The following is a 14928-nucleotide window of genomic DNA, read 5'->3' on the forward strand; positions in this document are numbered from 1 at the left end:
CCTATCAACTCTATTTATCGTACAGCCTTATTAATTAAAGTAAACACCATCAACAACTTTAACTGTTATTTGTGACTTATAGCTCACAGTAGTCGTTTCATCAGCTTTGACAGTATTAGCAGAAATACTTACACCCACTGGAGCAATAGTCAATAAAATCGTAGATGTAATCCCTAAATATTTAATAAACTTTTTCATTATATCCCCAAAAAATTTGCTTATTAAGCGCCGAGAAAAGACAACCAAGAAAAGTATTATCGTGTTGCTACTTACGAGTTTGTTCCAGCTATTGGCATTTCAAAAAAAATAATTTAACTAAAAACAGTTCCAATTCAGAATTCACAATATACTTTGCAAAAATACATTGTGCCTCGAATTAGAACTGTTTTTTATTTCATTTGGTTGTGTTCTTTGAGATACTTGCGAGCCCATGTGAGATACTTCTCATCCTCAGCAGCATCTTGAGATGTCAAAATCTCAGGACCATTTTCGGTAATAGCTAATGTGTGTTCATATTGAGCTGACCATGAACCATCAGCACTGGCATAATAAATCCAGTCATCGTTAGGGTCCTTCAAAGAACGGTCAACAATTTCCCAAGTACCTTCATTGATCATAGGTTCAATTGTAATTGTCATTCCATTCTTAAGACGCAATCCTTTGCCTGGTTCGCCGTAATGCAAAACATCTGGTTCTTCATGCATTGTAGGTCCAATTCCATGTCCACATAATTCACGAACATCGCCGTAACCATGTTCATCTTCAGTATAGTGTTGAATAGCATAGCCAATATCGCCTAAACGTTTGCCCTCAATACTTTGAGCAATTCCCAAATAAAGCGACTTTTTAGTTACTTCCATTAAGTCTGAAGTCTCTTGACTGACAGAACCAACGCCGTAACTCCAGCAAGAATCACTTTCATAACCTTTATAATTTACAGTCATATCGACTTTAACAACGTCGCCCTCTTTAAGAATTAAATCTTTTCTAGGCGTACCATGAGCAACTTCATCGTTAACATCGACACAGGTAGCATATTTATAGCCTTCAAAACCCTTTTCTGAAGGGGTAGCACCGTGACTGACAATGTAGTCATTAGCGAATTCTTCAATAGAATAAGCTGAGATTCCTGGTTTGATCATGTCACGTAGCCCTAGATGAACTCCAGCCAAAATTTTACCAGATTCACGCATTCCTTCAATTTCTCGTTGTGATTTTAATGTAATCATGTAATATCCCCCAATTTAACCTTTGTGATACTTTTTATGAAAATCCGTACTTGCTAATGTAATTTTAATCGTCTGGGCCGTGGTTCTTGAAATACCTAGGTCAGTTAATTGATCAATTGTAGCTTCTTTCATTTTCTTAACTGAACCAAATTGTTTCAATAACTTGGTTCTAGTTTTAGGACCAACGCCCTGAATATTATCTAATCGTGAAGATAAAGCATTTTTACTTCTAGTTTTACGATGAAAGGTAATAACAAAACGGTGCACTTCATCTTGAATTCTCTGCAACAGATAAAAACCCTGGCTCTTACGGTCCAAAGCCACTTCAGTTCCCTCTTCGCCAAAAATTAAGTGCGAAGTATTATGATGATTGTCCTTGACCATACCGGCGACTGGAATATTAACGCCCAACTCATTGGTTAAAACATCCATTACTGCACGCAATTCAATGATACCACCATCCATTAGAATTAAATCTGGTAGTGGTGAATTTTCTTTGATCAAACGTGAATAACGACGATAAATAACCTCTCGAGTATTGGCCGCTTCATCCCCACCTGCTTGATGCTCGACTTCACCTTTAAGCTTGTACTTACGGTAGCCACTCTTTTCAGGTCGTCCATCCTTAAACATAACCATCGCTGAAACTGGACTAGTTCCTTGAATATGAGAGTGATCAAAAGATTCAATAATATGACCATAAGGTAAATTTAAAGCCTCGAAAATTTGTTTTTGAGCCCCATAAGTCTGTCGATTATCCAATTCCATCAATCTAAATTTCTCTTGCAAAACTAATTTAGAATTTTCTGCTGCCATATCCATTAAATCCCTTTTCTGACCACGCTGCGGCGTTCTAAAAGGGACATTCAAAACCTGCGACAAGGTCTTTTTATCCAAATTGCTTGGAACTAGAATTTCTTTCGGTAAAACTTGATTACGGCGATTATAGAACTGCAAGATAAAACTAGATAATTCTTCCTCCGGCGTATTGATACAAGCAAACACTTTCTTTTCCCGTTTCATCAAACGAGCCTGACGGATGAAAAATATTTGAATTGAGATCCAGCCTTTCTCAACATAATAATTAAAGATATCTCTTGGTGTACTATCATTAGAAATGATCTTCTGTTTCTCAACCGTTGTTTCAATATACTTGATTTGATCACGCAATTCGGCAGCTCTTTCAAATTCTAACTTCTCAGAAGCTGTTTCCATTCGTTTTTCCAGCTGTTGCTTGATCTCGCCAACATTACCGCCTAAGAACTTTTTGATCTTTTCAATCTGAGCATCATACTTTTCCTTTGGAACTGTTTGAAAACAGGCTCCTAAACATTGGCCCATATGATAATACAAACAAGGACGGCCTAAATTTCCCTGGCATCTTCTCAATGGATAAACTTTTTGTAGAAAGTTTAATGTATTAGAAGCTGCCCAAACATTAGGATACGGTCCAAAGTAGTATGCACCATCTTTTTTAACTAAACCGGTAATCTCCATCTTAGGATCACGCTCATTAGTAATCTTAATATAAGGATAACCTGTTCCACGCTTTAATTTGATATTGTAATAAGGCTGGTGCTTTTGAATCAGAGTTATTTCCAATAAAAAAGCTTCCTTATCGTTGGAAGTAATAATCGTTTCAAAGTCACGAATCTCTGAAACTAAACGTGCTGTCTTCCCCTCGTGGGAACTCTTAAAATATGAGCGAACACGATTTTTTAAATTTTTAGCCTTACCAACATAGATGATCTTAGAATTAATATCCTTCATTAAATAACATCCTGGTCGTGGTGGCAAAAGGCTCAACTTATGTTCAAGATATTCTGTTGCCAACAAATATCCCTCCCTCATCATTAGAACTGAACTTATCTAATCTTAATTTATCTTTGGCAATTGTCAACTTAAATGCAACCATATGTTCTATTATACTTTTTTAAACAAATATTACGAATATCGATTGTTTTATTTGACTCTCTAAAATAAGGTTCTATAATCAATTGTATAAAATCAAATGATGTACAATTGATTAAGGAGAGATATTCATGACAAAAAAATATATTGCTGATATTGTTCCATTAAATGAAGAATTCATTGGTACTAGCGCTCACGGAACAGCCGAATTCACTCAAGATGAAAATAATCTTCATATCAAGATTGAAATGTTTGACACTCCTAGCAAAACTCAACACTGGGAACACTTCCACGGTTTTCCTGATGGTAAAGACGCTCAAATCGCTACGATGAAACAAGATATTAATCACGATGGTCTAGTCGATCTGCCTGAAACAGAAACAGTCTCTGGTACAACTATGGTTCCTTTTGATAACGCTCCTCATGAAATGAACGTACCAAATGATAATTATCCTGTTTCTGACGCCGATGGGCATTTTGCATATGAAATGGATGTACCTTTAGATCAATTACAAGCTAAGTTCAAATCAGTATTTGGAACAGACGAATTGGAATTAGCTAAACGTGTTATCTATGTTCACGGCGTTCCTGAAAGCCTAAAATTACCTGATACCGTGTCTGGTGAGGTTGCCGATTACGATGCTCACGTTACTCTTCCCATCGCTACTGGTAAGATAAGAGCCATTGATTAAGCCATTTGAATTGCAAGCAAATAATTGTTATTTTTCCCAAAACGATTTATAATATAGTCAATTATAAAGATACATGAAAGGGGCTGATACCGATGGGCCTAACAGTGAAACGTGAAAGTAATTTTGGCAGTTTATTTGATAAGTTTGCCTCTCTTCCCGATGATGTAAAAGAAAACGAAAAACGCGTAGATTCTGCCGATAAGAAGTCTGAAAAAGACAAAAAGAATCTCAAAAATAATAAAAAATAATTTCTCTTGTTTTGTTTCACTTTAAATAAGTGAATACCATTTATTTTACTATTTCTTTAACAAGAATCCTTTTGATAAAAATAAAGCCCGGAACATTTTTGTTCCGAGCTTTTTTATTATTCTTATTCAAACTTCTTACTGTCATATGGATAATCCAAGTCATTTTCTTCATGACGTAAATCTATCAGTTCTTGATACATCAAATACTCAAAATAATCATCGGAAACGCTATTAAACAATTCCATCGCTTTCACCTTGTTTGTTTATTTGGGTTTGAATGAAATCAGCTGAAATAACTGGTCGATTGATACCACGCCCTTTTTCGTTAATATATCTATCGGTTGATAATACTCGACCATAGAATTTAATAGGCGTATTTCTTTGAATACCAGTGTCTCTTCGTTCAAAGTCAGATAGACTGTATTTTAACTTAATAGTACGAGATTCGTCATTACCATCAAGTGCAACTAACATACAGTTATGATCCATATCTACGTTTTTTATATGTCCATTTTGATAAATCTTAGCCCCGTAATATAAACTTGTATTTGAATAAAGATTATCAAACGAGACATAGGCATAATTCTTACGTTCTTTATTGAACTCCGAAACCGTCTTTTGCTTAGATTTATCAACCAAATTGACTTTTGTTTCTAGAATACTACTGGCAAAACGATTCTGTGATGATAATAAAAAATACATTAGCAGCACCAGTAGACCTAGCATCACAATCAAGAGCTTGGTCGGTAAATTTCTTATCATTTAATTCCCCCAATAATTCAAAGATAACAAAGGTCTAGACAAATTACAATTGATCCAGACCATTTAATTATTTAAATGAATTTTTTATAAATTTCCCAATAAAAAATACTCCTAAACAACAATTTAGGAATACTTTTTTAAACATTTATAGTTTCTACTTTAATAATATTATCATTCATTGACAAGCCCTCAACGATATCAACATAATCCAAGCTTTTGCCAAAATCAATCGAATAAACATTGGTATAAACTTTCTGATCATCTCGTTTAACAACGCTGAAACGGACTCCTTCTACGGTAATATTGTTTTTCTTAAAGTAATCATCAATAAATTTTTTCGTGTCAACCTTATGCAGATACTCAATTTTTAATTTCCGTACAGGGCTGATACGAATAATTTTCTTTAAAAATCCTAACACTGCATACACCACCAAAAATCCTGCAATAGCAATAATATAATCACCCATACCTACTGCAAGGCCAATACAAGCTACGACCCAAAGACTTGCGGCTGTGGTTAAGCCACGAATGGAATGGTGCTCAACAATAATTGTACCAGCACCTAAGAAACCAATTCCACTTACAACTTGCGCAATCAAACGTGCATCATCAGCTCTTAAAACACCTTTAAGCTGTGGATATTGACGCGCCATCTCTAAGGCATTGAAACCGATATTCTGCTGAATCATTGCGATGATACAGGCACCTAAACAAACTAACACATGAGTTCGCAATCCCGCTGGACGATGCTTGTAAGCTCGATCGATACCGATGACACCGGCAAAAAGAACCGAAACCAATAATCGAATTACTACTGTAAGAACGCTTAATTGACTAACCAAATAACCCCTCCAATGTCCTTCATTAGTGAATACGTTTAAAAGTATAACATTATCAGGGGTTCTCTTTGAAGACTATCAAATAAAAAAGCGCTATCATGTCCCTTTATTTAAATAAATCAAAAATTTGTTCGTTATTTTTTGCCTTAGATAGTTTATGAACAAAGTTCTTTTGCATTAACAAACGAGCAATTGTTGAAAAATATGCCAAATGTTGATAATTTCTTTCAGGATCGGGAATTAAAAATGAAATTAATACATTAACTTCTTCATTCTTAGTCCACTTAATCGGCTTCTTTAATTTAACCACTAACATCGTGAGTTGATTAATCGAACTATCTTGAACGTGTGGAATAGCGACACCCGCTCCCAACTCAGTTGTGGCCTGACGCTCACGTAGCAAATACTTTCCATAGAGCGTTTCTTGATCCAAACCTGGAAATAATTTTTGGGCAAATTCTGCTAGATACTTTAATGCTGCTGCTCGCGAATCTGCTACGACATCCATAGCAATATTTTCAACTTGAAAAACTTGAGTCAAGTCACTCATTTCATCAACCCTTTTTTGTCCAGGTACATTTTCATCATTAGTAACAATAACTACTTGTTTTTGTTTATCTGACGATTTAGGACTCATGAAAGCATTTTTTAAATTTTGCCAAACTGACATATTTATCACTCCCATCTATTGATGATTATAACAAATAAAAAGTCGAACCTAATATATTCAACCTTCAAGTATTAACTGAAGTGCTGCATTAGTTCGACCTTTATTTATTTTTGAAATAATTGTAAAATTTCTTCTTTGGTTTGAGCTTTTTGCAATGCTTTAACAAACTCATCATGCATCAAAAGTTTTGAAGTACTTGATAAGTATTCTAAATGATTACTTCCATCATCAGAATTAGGAATCAAGAAAGAAATAACAATATCGACTGGTTGATTATCAAACGTCTTCCAAGCGATTGGATGAGCTAATTTGGCAATCAACATTGCTGAACCCTTAATAGATTGATCCTGTGCATGAGGAATGGCAATTCCTTTCTCCATGCCAGTTGAATTTTCAGCCTCTCGAGCCAAATATTTCTTGTAAACAGCTTTTGAATCAGTTGTATAACCTAACTTCTCAGAAAAGTCTGCTAAATATTGCAATAGTTCATCTCGAGTTGAAGCTTGGACATTTAAAGCAATATTATTTTTATTTAAAATTTCGCTTAAATCATTATTTTTATTAGTATTTGTAGTTGATTCAGTCTTAGAAATTGTTACATTTCCTGCTGGCGTAGCCGTAACTGTCTCGTTGTTTGCTTGATGACCGGCAATAATTGACAATAAAAAGCCTGAAACCAAAGCTCCTATAACGATCCAAAGAACCCACAAGAATGGCTTATTGACTAATGGTAAAACGATAAAACCACCATGAGGAGCTGGAACGGAAATTCTTGTAACATATGACAGAGTTGCTGCAATAGCTGATCCAACCATAAATGATGGAATATTCAACAAAGGATTTTTAGCAGCAAATGGAATAGCGCCTTCGGTAATGTGCGTTGAACCTAACAAGAAATTAACGTAACCTGCACTACGTTCTTTAGCAGAGTATGCTTTCTTATTAAATAGAACCGCAAAGCCAGTTGCCAATGGTGGAGCGATACAAGCTGCAGAAACACCTGCCATGAAGAAATAATTACCTTGAGCAAGTAGTGCTGTACCGGTCAAATAAGCCGCTTTATTAATAGGGCCACCCATATCGGCCGCACACATAATACCTACGATCAGACCTAATAAAATGGGACTTGAATTTTCCATACTCTTCAGAAATGACATCATTCCTTGATTCAAATCTTTCATTGGTACTGACATATACCACATAATGGTACCTGAAATCAAAACTCCTAAAACTGGAAAAATAAAGATTGACTTTAAACCATCTAATGATTTAGGCAATGACTTGAAGATTTTGGCTAACAAGACGGCAACATATCCGGCTAAAAAGCCACCCAAGATACCACCTAAAAATCCAGTACCATTAGTATAGGCAATCATCCCGGTAACAAATCCAATAACCAAGCCAGTTCTTTTACCAATCGCTTCAGCAATATATGCGCAAAGTACCGGTACCATCAAGTTCATAGCAAAACCACCGATAGTATTCAGCAAGGCTGCCAAAGCATTGTATTCAGCACTTTTAGGGTCAGCTGAATTAATTCCCCAGAAGAAAGAAACCGCCGTTAACACACCACCAGCCACAACTAATGGCAACATATGTGAAACACCATTCATTAAGTAAACGTACAACTTGTGCCAGTATGTTCCAGTCAATTCAGTCTCGGTCGAGCCAGTCTTTTGATTGCTGCCTGAACTGTGGTACACAGGTACATTATCGTCATTTAAAATTTTTTCTAACAGTTCATCTGGTTCTTTCATCCCTTTAGTTACTGAAACGTTAATCAAACGTTTACCATCAAACCGATCAATATCAACATCTTTATCAGCTGCAATAATGACACCATCTGCTTGATCAATTTCTGTTTGCGTAAATGCATGTTCAACCCCAGATTGTCCGTGAGTTTCTACCTTGATAGAAATCCCTCTCTTTTTTGCTGCCTCCTCTAAAGCTTCCTGAGCCATATAAGTATGGGCAATTCCAGTTGGACAACCAGTTGCGGTGATAACTTGATACTTTGCCATGTTTTATCCCTCCAATTGTTCAATCTTGATCTGTTTCATTAATTCTTTTACATCATTAAAGTCCGTTAACCCCGCTGTAGCGGCTGTAGAACTAGCTGCAGCAATACTGCGTTGCAAATTATCTGCTAAAGATAACTTTTGTTCCATACCAGCTAGAAAAGTTCCTAGCATTGTATCTCCAGAACAAGCTGTATTAACTACTTTAATCTTAGGAGCATTTCCAAAAATAACTTGCTCTTGATTAACGAATAAAGCTCCTTTACTGCCAATTGACAACAAAATATTCTTAGCTCCTTGTTGAATCAATTGTTTAGAATACTTCACTAAAGTACTTAAATCATTACTATCTTCCTTGTCGAACCAAGATAATAATTCTTCATTATTTGGTTTAAGCAAGAAAGGACGATACTTAACTGCTGCCTTTACTTCTGGATAACTTGTATCAATTACTAAATCAAACTGTTGCTGTTGAGCCATTTGGGCTATTTTAATAATTACCTCAGGATCGATTCCTTTTGAGAAACTACCTGAAACAACTAATTTGTCTCCTATTTTAAGCTGCGAAATCTTTTGTAAAAAATCTTCTAATTTTTTGCTGCTGACTATGGGACCGTTATTGACTTCTTTATATTCAGTGTCAGTTTCAATTACCCGAGTAAAAACATTGATCCGGGAAATACCATCAATGTGCGTAAAGTCTGTCTTGATTCCCTGATCACGCAAAGACTTTTCAATAAACTCACTGGTAAAACCACCACCTACTCCTAAAGCAGTATTATCAACGCCCAATTGCTTCAGAATAAATGATACATTGACACCCTTACCATTTGGTTGAATATCGTAACTATTAGTTCGATTGACTACTTCTGGCTTTAAATGTTTTGTTTCAATAAATAAATCTATTGCTGGATTTAAAGTACATGTATAAATCATTATTTGACCCCTCTTTGATTTCTTAAATACATCTTACAATGTGGTATCATGTAAATGTTTTCATAATTGTGTCATATGATTATTATAATGGAAAAACTTTTACAAATTGGGATGATTTAATGACAAATAAGCTTAGTTCGTCTGAAGAATACCTTTGGAATTATATTCAAGAAAATTTATCTGATATACCTGACCTTTCAATTGTTAAATTAAGTGAAGACGCCAATGTTTCTACAGCCACAATTGTTCGAACAACTAAAAAAATGGGCTACTCCGGCTATACTGACTTTCGGCAACAGTTAATTTCTAAAGCCAAGAATAATCAGCAATATAAAAATTTAGAAAAAGTGGATCATGATATCAAACAGGCTATCTTCAAAAATAAATATGAAGTTGATAATACTCTTAGCATGTTAAATGTTGGTTCAATTGAAGATGCCGTTCAAAAGATAAAAAAATCCTCGGATATCTATATTTTTGCCCGTGGATTTTCAGAATTCATTGCTCAAGAAATGTTAGTTAAATTACAATTGTTGGGTAAAAACTGTGTTATGAGTTCTGACCCCAATATTATCGTGACAATGAGTCAACGTATTAAGCGGGAAGATTTAGTAATAATAATTTCTCTCAACGGTGAAACTAAGGAGTTAGTTAAGGGAGCTAAAAATGCTTTTGAAAATGGTGTCAGCACCATAACTATTACAACTAATGAATCAGGAACAATTACTAAATATTCGGAAATGGTTCTCTTAGGTTACAAATCCCAAACCTCATATTTTCCTGATTATGAAGTTAGGTCACGTTTACCCTTACAGGTCATTAGTCGTATTTTACTTGACTCATATATCATCCGTACTAATAAATAAATATTAAAGGGACAATAAATTCATTTCATTGAATTTATTGTCCCTTTTTTGTTTGAACATATCATTATAAAAATTTAAAAAACTCATTTTTCTCACAATAATTTTATAAATGTTTTGTCTAATTAAAATATTAATATATTTTAATTAATTTAGTGTTAACAATGTGATATTTGATTGTTATACTCAAGAAGATTTCATAGTAAAAGATTGAGGGGAAAATTATTTAAGAAATAGTTTAATGAGGAACTCGCTTTTGACCTGCGTCGCAGCTCTTTCTATAGGAACAGGACTAATTCTTAATTCTCAAAACGTTAAAGCAGCTACTGATCCTATCGCAGAAACTCAAGACGAAAAGGCTTTAAACAATAATAAAGCTGATCTTATCAACCAACCAGAAAATGGTGACGCTCCACAGACTGCGCAAAGTTCCAAGGAATCATCTGGCTCCCCCAATTCTTCTAAAAGTGAAAACACTCAACCTGCTGCAGCATCTCAACCTATTGCTCCACAGGCCCAGCAAGATCAGGCTACTCCTGTTGCTGAACCAAATGCCAGTGCTAATAACGCTCTAACTACCGTTGATAAAGATAGTTTTAATGATGCTTTTGAAACACATGGTTCTGCTACTTATGATCAAAACTCTGGTATCGTTACACTAACACCTGATAAAAACAATGAAGTCGGCAATTTCACACTCAAAGAAAAAATCGACCTAAGCCAAGATTTTACACTCAAAGGTCAAGTAAACTTAGGCAATAAGCCAGAAAATCGCGGTGGTGCTGACGGTATGGGTTTCGCCTTCCATACTGGTAATACTGATGCCGTTGGAAATGCTGGTGGAAATATGGGAATTGGCGGTTTGCCTAACGCTTTAGGATTTAAACTTGACACTTTCCATAATGCCGACCAAAGACCAGGTAGTTCTAAATCTAACGCCGAAATTGATCCCAAAAATTCTAATGATTTTGGCTGGTCAGAAGACCCTACTAAAGTTACCCAATTTGGTGTTTTTGTTACTACTGCATATCAAAATAAGGTTGCCGCTAATGGTATTACAACTGACAGATGGTGGGCAACTACCGATAAATCGTCGGTTCAAAATCTTAGTTCGAATGATTTAGATGGTAAATTCCATGATTTTTCCATCGATTATTTTTCTACCAATCGGATTATTACCGTTAACTATCAAAGTAACATTCAGGCTAAGCCCTTGGTTTGGACCGTTAAAGTTCCTGACTCAGATAAAGCTTTCTCGCTTAGCGTGACTTCCTCAACTGGTGGCAATAAGAATCAACATCAATTTAAATTTGAAAGCATGACTTATAGCACCGCTGCTTCGGTCAATATCCGTAATGTTGACTATTTCATGGGTAAAGATCTGACAGAAGATAACACTTTGCAATACGACAATGGCGAAAAAGTTGATAGCAACTACTCAACTAGTTCAATGACTATTCCTAACTATACTTATATTGGCCTTAATGGAGCTACTAGCAAAGTATCTGTCAAAGGTAAAGAAATTGGCGTTCCCGTCAATGTTCGTAATACTGATGTAGAAAAAAGCATCGAAGCCAATGGTAAATTGAGTCAAGAAGGAAATAATGGTACGGTTGTTTATGTTTACATTCCTAACGCTGTCATTGATGGTATCAGTGCTACACCTAAAACTGTAAATGAAACCATTCATTATGTTGAACAAGGAACTAAAACTACGTTAGCTGGTGATAATCTAGCCTCAGTTACTTTTATCACAGGTTCTGCCGACGATAAAAATGGAACTATTTATTACAATGACAACAGCGGTCTATCCATGACTGATAAGAACGCTTGGAAAGCTGGTTCAACATCTAACTTTTCAGCAGTAAATAACCCCAATATTACTGGATATCATGTTGTTGAAATCGACAAAAATGAAGTCGATCCTGAAGATCTAACAGAAGTTGAGAAAAAACCGTCGATTCTAATGGACCTGATCAAGTATATACAGTTTACTACGCTAAAGACAACAGTACTTCTGAAGGTGGCAATGGTGGCGGTAGCACCACTAATCCTGAGAAGCCAGTTGATCCTGAAGAACCTGTTAATCCGGTTGACCCTGAAACCCCAATTGATCCCGATGGTTCTGTTGATCCTGAAAAACCGGTCGATCCTGATGGAACTATTGACCCTGAAAATCCAACCGAGCCTAATGAATCTATTGACCCTAACGAAACTACTGATCCCAGCGAGACTTCCAAACCCGAACTTAATCTAAATGAGAACATCAAAGATAATAACGATGGTATTGATGACTTAGAGTGGAACACCTCTAAAGAAAATGATCGAATCAATACTATAAATAACAATGTAACATCTGAAGTAACTGCTCCTGAAAAAAATTTCGAGAACCTTATCACAAATAATCAATTATCAAAGTTACCTCAAACTGGAAATCAAAAAACTTCTTGGCTTTCATATTTAGGAATTGCTCTGATGATGTTTATTCCTGCTTTTCTTAAAAAACACTAGAAACTAAAAAATACTCACTAAAAGTTAGATGAAGAATCTAATCTTAGTGGGTATTTTTTATGTTAATTTATTCACCCAAGCTGGTATTAATTCAGCTAATTGGCAATATGTTCGGTCAAATTTGTGATCGTACCAAGGATCTTGAACTTCAGCATCTTGATTCAAGCTCTCATATGCTAAATGAATCTTATTTTGATCACCACTTGGTGACATACGTCGTAAATCAATGATATTTTGTTTATCCATCCCAATAATTAAATCGGCAGTTTCAAAATCAAGAGTTGTTATTTGTTTAGCCTGATGTTGAATAATGGGCACATTTCTTAACTTTAATTCGGCAATAGCCCCTGGATGCGGTTCATTCCCAATTTCATAAGTTGATGTGGCTCGCGATTCAACCCCTATTTGATCAGACAAACCCTCTTTAGCAATTAATTGATGAGCAATCATTTCTGCCATTGGTGATCGACAGATATTTCCTAAACAAACAAAAATGATTTTTTTCATTTAATCTAATCCTAATCTTTTCTTAACTTCAGATAATTGTGCCTCTAAAACAGGATCCTTTCGATTCAAAACATCTAAGGTAGTTGCCTGTGTAGTAGCTTTCTTTTCTTGAGATTGAGTTTTAGTAGGTGAAGCTGTAGTAGTTTTACCTGTTGCTTTCTTATACTTTCTTACCCAAGCAGCCACTTGTTGATATGAAATTCCATACTTTTCACCAGTAGCTTTGTAATTATTATCATGTTCCGTTGCATATTGTGCAATTTCCTTTTGTTGATTCTCATTGTAATTCATACTAAAAACTCCTAAATGGCTTATTACAAAAAATTATACCATACAAAATGGCTCTATTATTGCTGTAACACAGTTTTAACAGTTCTAAATAAAATTTAGGCACAAAAAAAATGGTAGCTCAGGGAGGAACCACCATTAAATCGACAATAGTTTTTGATCATTATCATCATGAAATTATCAAGAAAGAGGAAATGTAGGATGATCTCCCCTTCAGTTAATATGATAACACACTCAAATTTAAAATCAGCAGCTTTTATTAAGACGACATATTTTTATAAACTCAACTAAAAAAAAGAAAGAAAGCCCGTCTAACTGGCCTTCTATCTGATAAATGGATTTTCTTAAATATGTACTATCCCGCAAATTTTAATCCATTTCTATTGCTAAAAGTGACAAAAACATAATGAGAGCAAAATAAATTACTATATTGATGAGATATAATTTCCTATTATAATGCATTTTTCATCACTTTGTTAATCTACCAATACCAATTGGTAAATACATTGTAACGTTATTGGACTATACCTGTATACCTTGATTTTTTTATAAACAAAAATTATTTTTTAAATATTTTTAAATATATGTATTAGCTTAGCCAAGGTTTCGTTGCCTACCATACTATGCCGGTAAATAAATAGAATGTAAAACGACGGTAGCTGAACAGTATCTAGCTTGATTTCTTGAATCCCCGAAATACCTTGAATGGCAGTCTCTGTAACAAAACTGACTCCTTTATCTGCCTTAACCAAATTTAACATTAATTTATAATCAGACGTTTGAAACAAAGTATGGGGATACACATTATAATGCTCAATTAATCGTTCCAATACCAAATTATGCACTGATCCCTCATCTAAAGAAATAAAATCTTCATTAAATAAATCTGCAATGCTATGTATTTGAGAAACATCTCGTTTGTCAGAAGCGATAAATTTAAAGTGATGTTCTTTGATTAATTGATATTCCAATTGGTCTTCTTGTGGCATCATTGTTGTTCCCAATAGTGATAGATCAATATCACCCCGTTTTAATTTAGCTAAGAGCTGGGACGAACTATCAGGTACAGGCATGATAGCGTTCAATAAATCAGCATCTCTTAGACGATCAAAAACTTTGGGAATTAAATAATTAGTTATAATAGGAGGCCATCCCATGATAACCTTTTCCCGTTTAATGCGAGCAATATCATCAGTAATCAGATGATCTTCTAAAAGAATCCGATTCACATGTTGCAAAACTTGTTTTCCTGCATAAGTAAGCGTTAATGAATTAGCAAAACTCTTACGTTCAACAAGGGAAATCCCATAGGACTCTTCCAAGCGCTTTAACGAATAAGTAATGGTTGGTTGACTAACGCCAAAAAAGTTAGCCGTTTCTGAAAAGTTTTTTAATTCAGATAATTTTTTAAAATATTGATAATCTTTTAAATTCATGTTCGCACCTATAAATTT

Annotated in this window: 17 protein-coding genes; 5 read left to right on the forward strand and 12 right to left on the reverse strand. The window is 35.0% G+C overall.

The window, feature by feature from the left end; all coding sequences use genetic code 11:
- Positions 1-30: 30 nt before the first annotated feature.
- The 3 genes from FD26_RS11065 to uvrC all read right to left on the reverse strand — a co-directional run bounded on the left by FD26_RS11065 (position 31) and on the right by uvrC (position 3062).
- Positions 31-198, reverse strand: coding sequence for a hypothetical protein (locus FD26_RS11065; protein ID WP_156401788.1), 168 nt, complete (start codon positions 196-198; stop codon positions 31-33).
- Positions 199-389: 191 nt separating this feature from the next.
- Positions 390-1229 (reverse strand): type I methionyl aminopeptidase, encoded by an 840-nt coding sequence (map, locus tag FD26_RS07460; protein WP_057867805.1) that lies wholly within the window; start codon positions 1227-1229, stop codon positions 390-392.
- 15 nt (positions 1230-1244) lie between these two features.
- Positions 1245-3062, reverse strand: a complete 1818-nt coding sequence (uvrC, locus tag FD26_RS07465; RefSeq protein WP_057867806.1) for an excinuclease ABC subunit UvrC — start codon at positions 3060-3062, stop codon at positions 1245-1247.
- Between the two features lie 209 nt (positions 3063-3271).
- On the opposite strand from uvrC, the gene FD26_RS07470 reads away from it, so the two are divergent.
- Both FD26_RS07470 and FD26_RS11155 read left to right on the forward strand, forming a co-directional pair.
- Positions 3272-3832, forward strand: coding sequence for a hypothetical protein (locus FD26_RS07470; protein WP_057867807.1), 561 nt, complete (start codon positions 3272-3274; stop codon positions 3830-3832).
- A gap of 92 nt (positions 3833-3924) precedes the next feature.
- Positions 3925-4080 carry an SPJ_0845 family protein gene (locus FD26_RS11155; RefSeq protein WP_160318175.1) on the forward strand — a complete coding sequence of 52 codons (156 nt, stop codon included), beginning with the start codon at positions 3925-3927 and terminating at the stop codon, positions 4078-4080.
- A 122-nt stretch (positions 4081-4202) separates the two neighbouring features.
- Here FD26_RS11155 and FD26_RS11375 read toward each other — a convergent pair whose 3' ends face one another.
- From FD26_RS11375 to pfkB, 6 genes are all read right to left on the reverse strand, one after another.
- Entirely contained in the window at positions 4203-4325 is a 123-nt protein-coding gene (locus tag FD26_RS11375) for a hypothetical protein (RefSeq protein WP_257787245.1), read from the reverse strand.
- The gene (locus FD26_RS07475) at positions 4312-4842 is read right to left on the reverse strand and encodes a hypothetical protein (protein WP_057867808.1); all 531 of its coding nucleotides are present in this window, start codon (positions 4840-4842) and stop codon (positions 4312-4314) included. The genes FD26_RS11375 and FD26_RS07475 overlap by 14 nt, the downstream gene beginning before the upstream one ends.
- A 137-nt stretch (positions 4843-4979) precedes the next feature.
- Positions 4980-5684, reverse strand: a complete 705-nt coding sequence (locus FD26_RS07480) for an MgtC/SapB family protein (protein ID WP_057867809.1) — start codon at positions 5682-5684, stop codon at positions 4980-4982.
- Between the two features lie 103 nt (positions 5685-5787).
- The gene (locus FD26_RS07485) at positions 5788-6351 is read right to left on the reverse strand and encodes a PTS sugar transporter subunit IIA (protein WP_057867810.1); all 564 of its coding nucleotides are present in this window, start codon (positions 6349-6351) and stop codon (positions 5788-5790) included.
- Between the two features lie 104 nt (positions 6352-6455).
- Complete coding sequence (locus FD26_RS07490) at positions 6456-8372, reverse strand: fructose-specific PTS transporter subunit EIIC (RefSeq protein WP_057867811.1); 1917 nt, start codon at positions 8370-8372, stop codon at positions 6456-6458.
- Positions 8373-8375: 3 nt separating this feature from the next.
- Entirely contained in the window at positions 8376-9305 is a 930-nt protein-coding gene (pfkB, locus tag FD26_RS07495; RefSeq protein ID WP_057867812.1) for a 1-phosphofructokinase, read from the reverse strand.
- A 119-nt stretch (positions 9306-9424) separates the two neighbouring features.
- Here pfkB and FD26_RS07500 point away from each other — a divergent pair, with 119 nt between their 5' ends.
- The 3 genes from FD26_RS07500 (at position 9425) to FD26_RS11475 (ending at position 12679) form a co-directional block, all read left to right on the forward strand.
- Positions 9425-10171 (forward strand): MurR/RpiR family transcriptional regulator, encoded by a 747-nt coding sequence (locus FD26_RS07500; protein ID WP_057867828.1) that lies wholly within the window; start codon positions 9425-9427, stop codon positions 10169-10171.
- 253 nt (positions 10172-10424) lie between these two features.
- On the forward strand, positions 10425-12425 hold the full coding sequence (locus FD26_RS11070) for a lectin-like domain-containing protein (protein ID WP_057867813.1): 2001 nt from the start codon (positions 10425-10427) through the stop codon (positions 12423-12425).
- Between the two features lie 137 nt (positions 12426-12562).
- Positions 12563-12679 (forward strand): LPXTG cell wall anchor domain-containing protein, encoded by a 117-nt coding sequence (locus FD26_RS11475; protein ID WP_232230862.1) that lies wholly within the window; start codon positions 12563-12565, stop codon positions 12677-12679.
- 57 nt (positions 12680-12736) lie between these two features.
- Here FD26_RS11475 and FD26_RS07510 read toward each other — a convergent pair whose 3' ends face one another.
- From FD26_RS07510 to FD26_RS07520, 3 genes are all read right to left on the reverse strand, one after another.
- Complete coding sequence (locus tag FD26_RS07510) at positions 12737-13186, reverse strand: low molecular weight protein-tyrosine-phosphatase (protein ID WP_057867814.1); 450 nt, start codon at positions 13184-13186, stop codon at positions 12737-12739.
- Positions 13187-13477 carry a helix-turn-helix domain-containing protein gene (locus FD26_RS07515; protein ID WP_057867815.1) on the reverse strand — a complete coding sequence of 97 codons (291 nt, stop codon included), beginning with the start codon at positions 13475-13477 and terminating at the stop codon, positions 13187-13189. It lies immediately after the preceding gene.
- 563 nt (positions 13478-14040) lie between these two features.
- Positions 14041-14910: a LysR family transcriptional regulator gene (locus tag FD26_RS07520; protein WP_057867816.1), complete on the reverse strand. Its 870-nt coding sequence runs from the start codon at positions 14908-14910 to the stop codon at positions 14041-14043.
- Between the last annotated feature and the right edge of the window lie 18 nt (positions 14911-14928).

It is taken from the genome of Companilactobacillus crustorum JCM 15951, assembly GCF_001434585.1.
GTDB lineage: Bacteria > Bacillota > Bacilli > Lactobacillales > Lactobacillaceae > Companilactobacillus > Companilactobacillus crustorum.

Bases quoted from the DNA above. Each gene is read 5' to 3' on its own strand.
- FD26_RS11065 (WP_156401788.1), bottom strand. From the start codon at position 198: ATGAAAAAGTTTATTAAATATTTAGGGATTACATCTACGATTTTATTG.
- map (WP_057867805.1), bottom strand. From the start codon at position 1,229: ATGATTACATTAAAATCACAACGAGAAATTGAAGGAATGCGTGAATCT.
- FD26_RS07470 (WP_057867807.1), top strand. From the start codon at position 3,272: ATGACAAAAAAATATATTGCTGATATTGTTCCATTAAATGAAGAATTC.
- FD26_RS11155 (WP_160318175.1), top strand. From the start codon at position 3,925: ATGGGCCTAACAGTGAAACGTGAAAGTAATTTTGGCAGTTTATTTGAT.
- FD26_RS11375 (WP_257787245.1), bottom strand. From the start codon at position 4,325: ATGGAATTGTTTAATAGCGTTTCCGATGATTATTTTGAGTATTTGATG.
- FD26_RS07475 (WP_057867808.1), bottom strand. From the start codon at position 4,842: ATGATAAGAAATTTACCGACCAAGCTCTTGATTGTGATGCTAGGTCTA.
- FD26_RS07485 (WP_057867810.1), bottom strand. From the start codon at position 6,351: ATGTCAGTTTGGCAAAATTTAAAAAATGCTTTCATGAGTCCTAAATCG.
- FD26_RS07490 (WP_057867811.1), bottom strand. From the start codon at position 8,372: ATGGCAAAGTATCAAGTTATCACCGCAACTGGTTGTCCAACTGGAATT.
- pfkB (WP_057867812.1), bottom strand. From the start codon at position 9,305: ATGATTTATACATGTACTTTAAATCCAGCAATAGATTTATTTATTGAA.
- FD26_RS07500 (WP_057867828.1), top strand. From the start codon at position 9,425: ATGACAAATAAGCTTAGTTCGTCTGAAGAATACCTTTGGAATTATATT.
- FD26_RS07510 (WP_057867814.1), bottom strand. From the start codon at position 13,186: ATGAAAAAAATCATTTTTGTTTGTTTAGGAAATATCTGTCGATCACCA.
- FD26_RS07515 (WP_057867815.1), bottom strand. From the start codon at position 13,477: ATGAATTACAATGAGAATCAACAAAAGGAAATTGCACAATATGCAACG.
- FD26_RS07520 (WP_057867816.1), bottom strand. From the start codon at position 14,910: ATGAATTTAAAAGATTATCAATATTTTAAAAAATTATCTGAATTAAAA.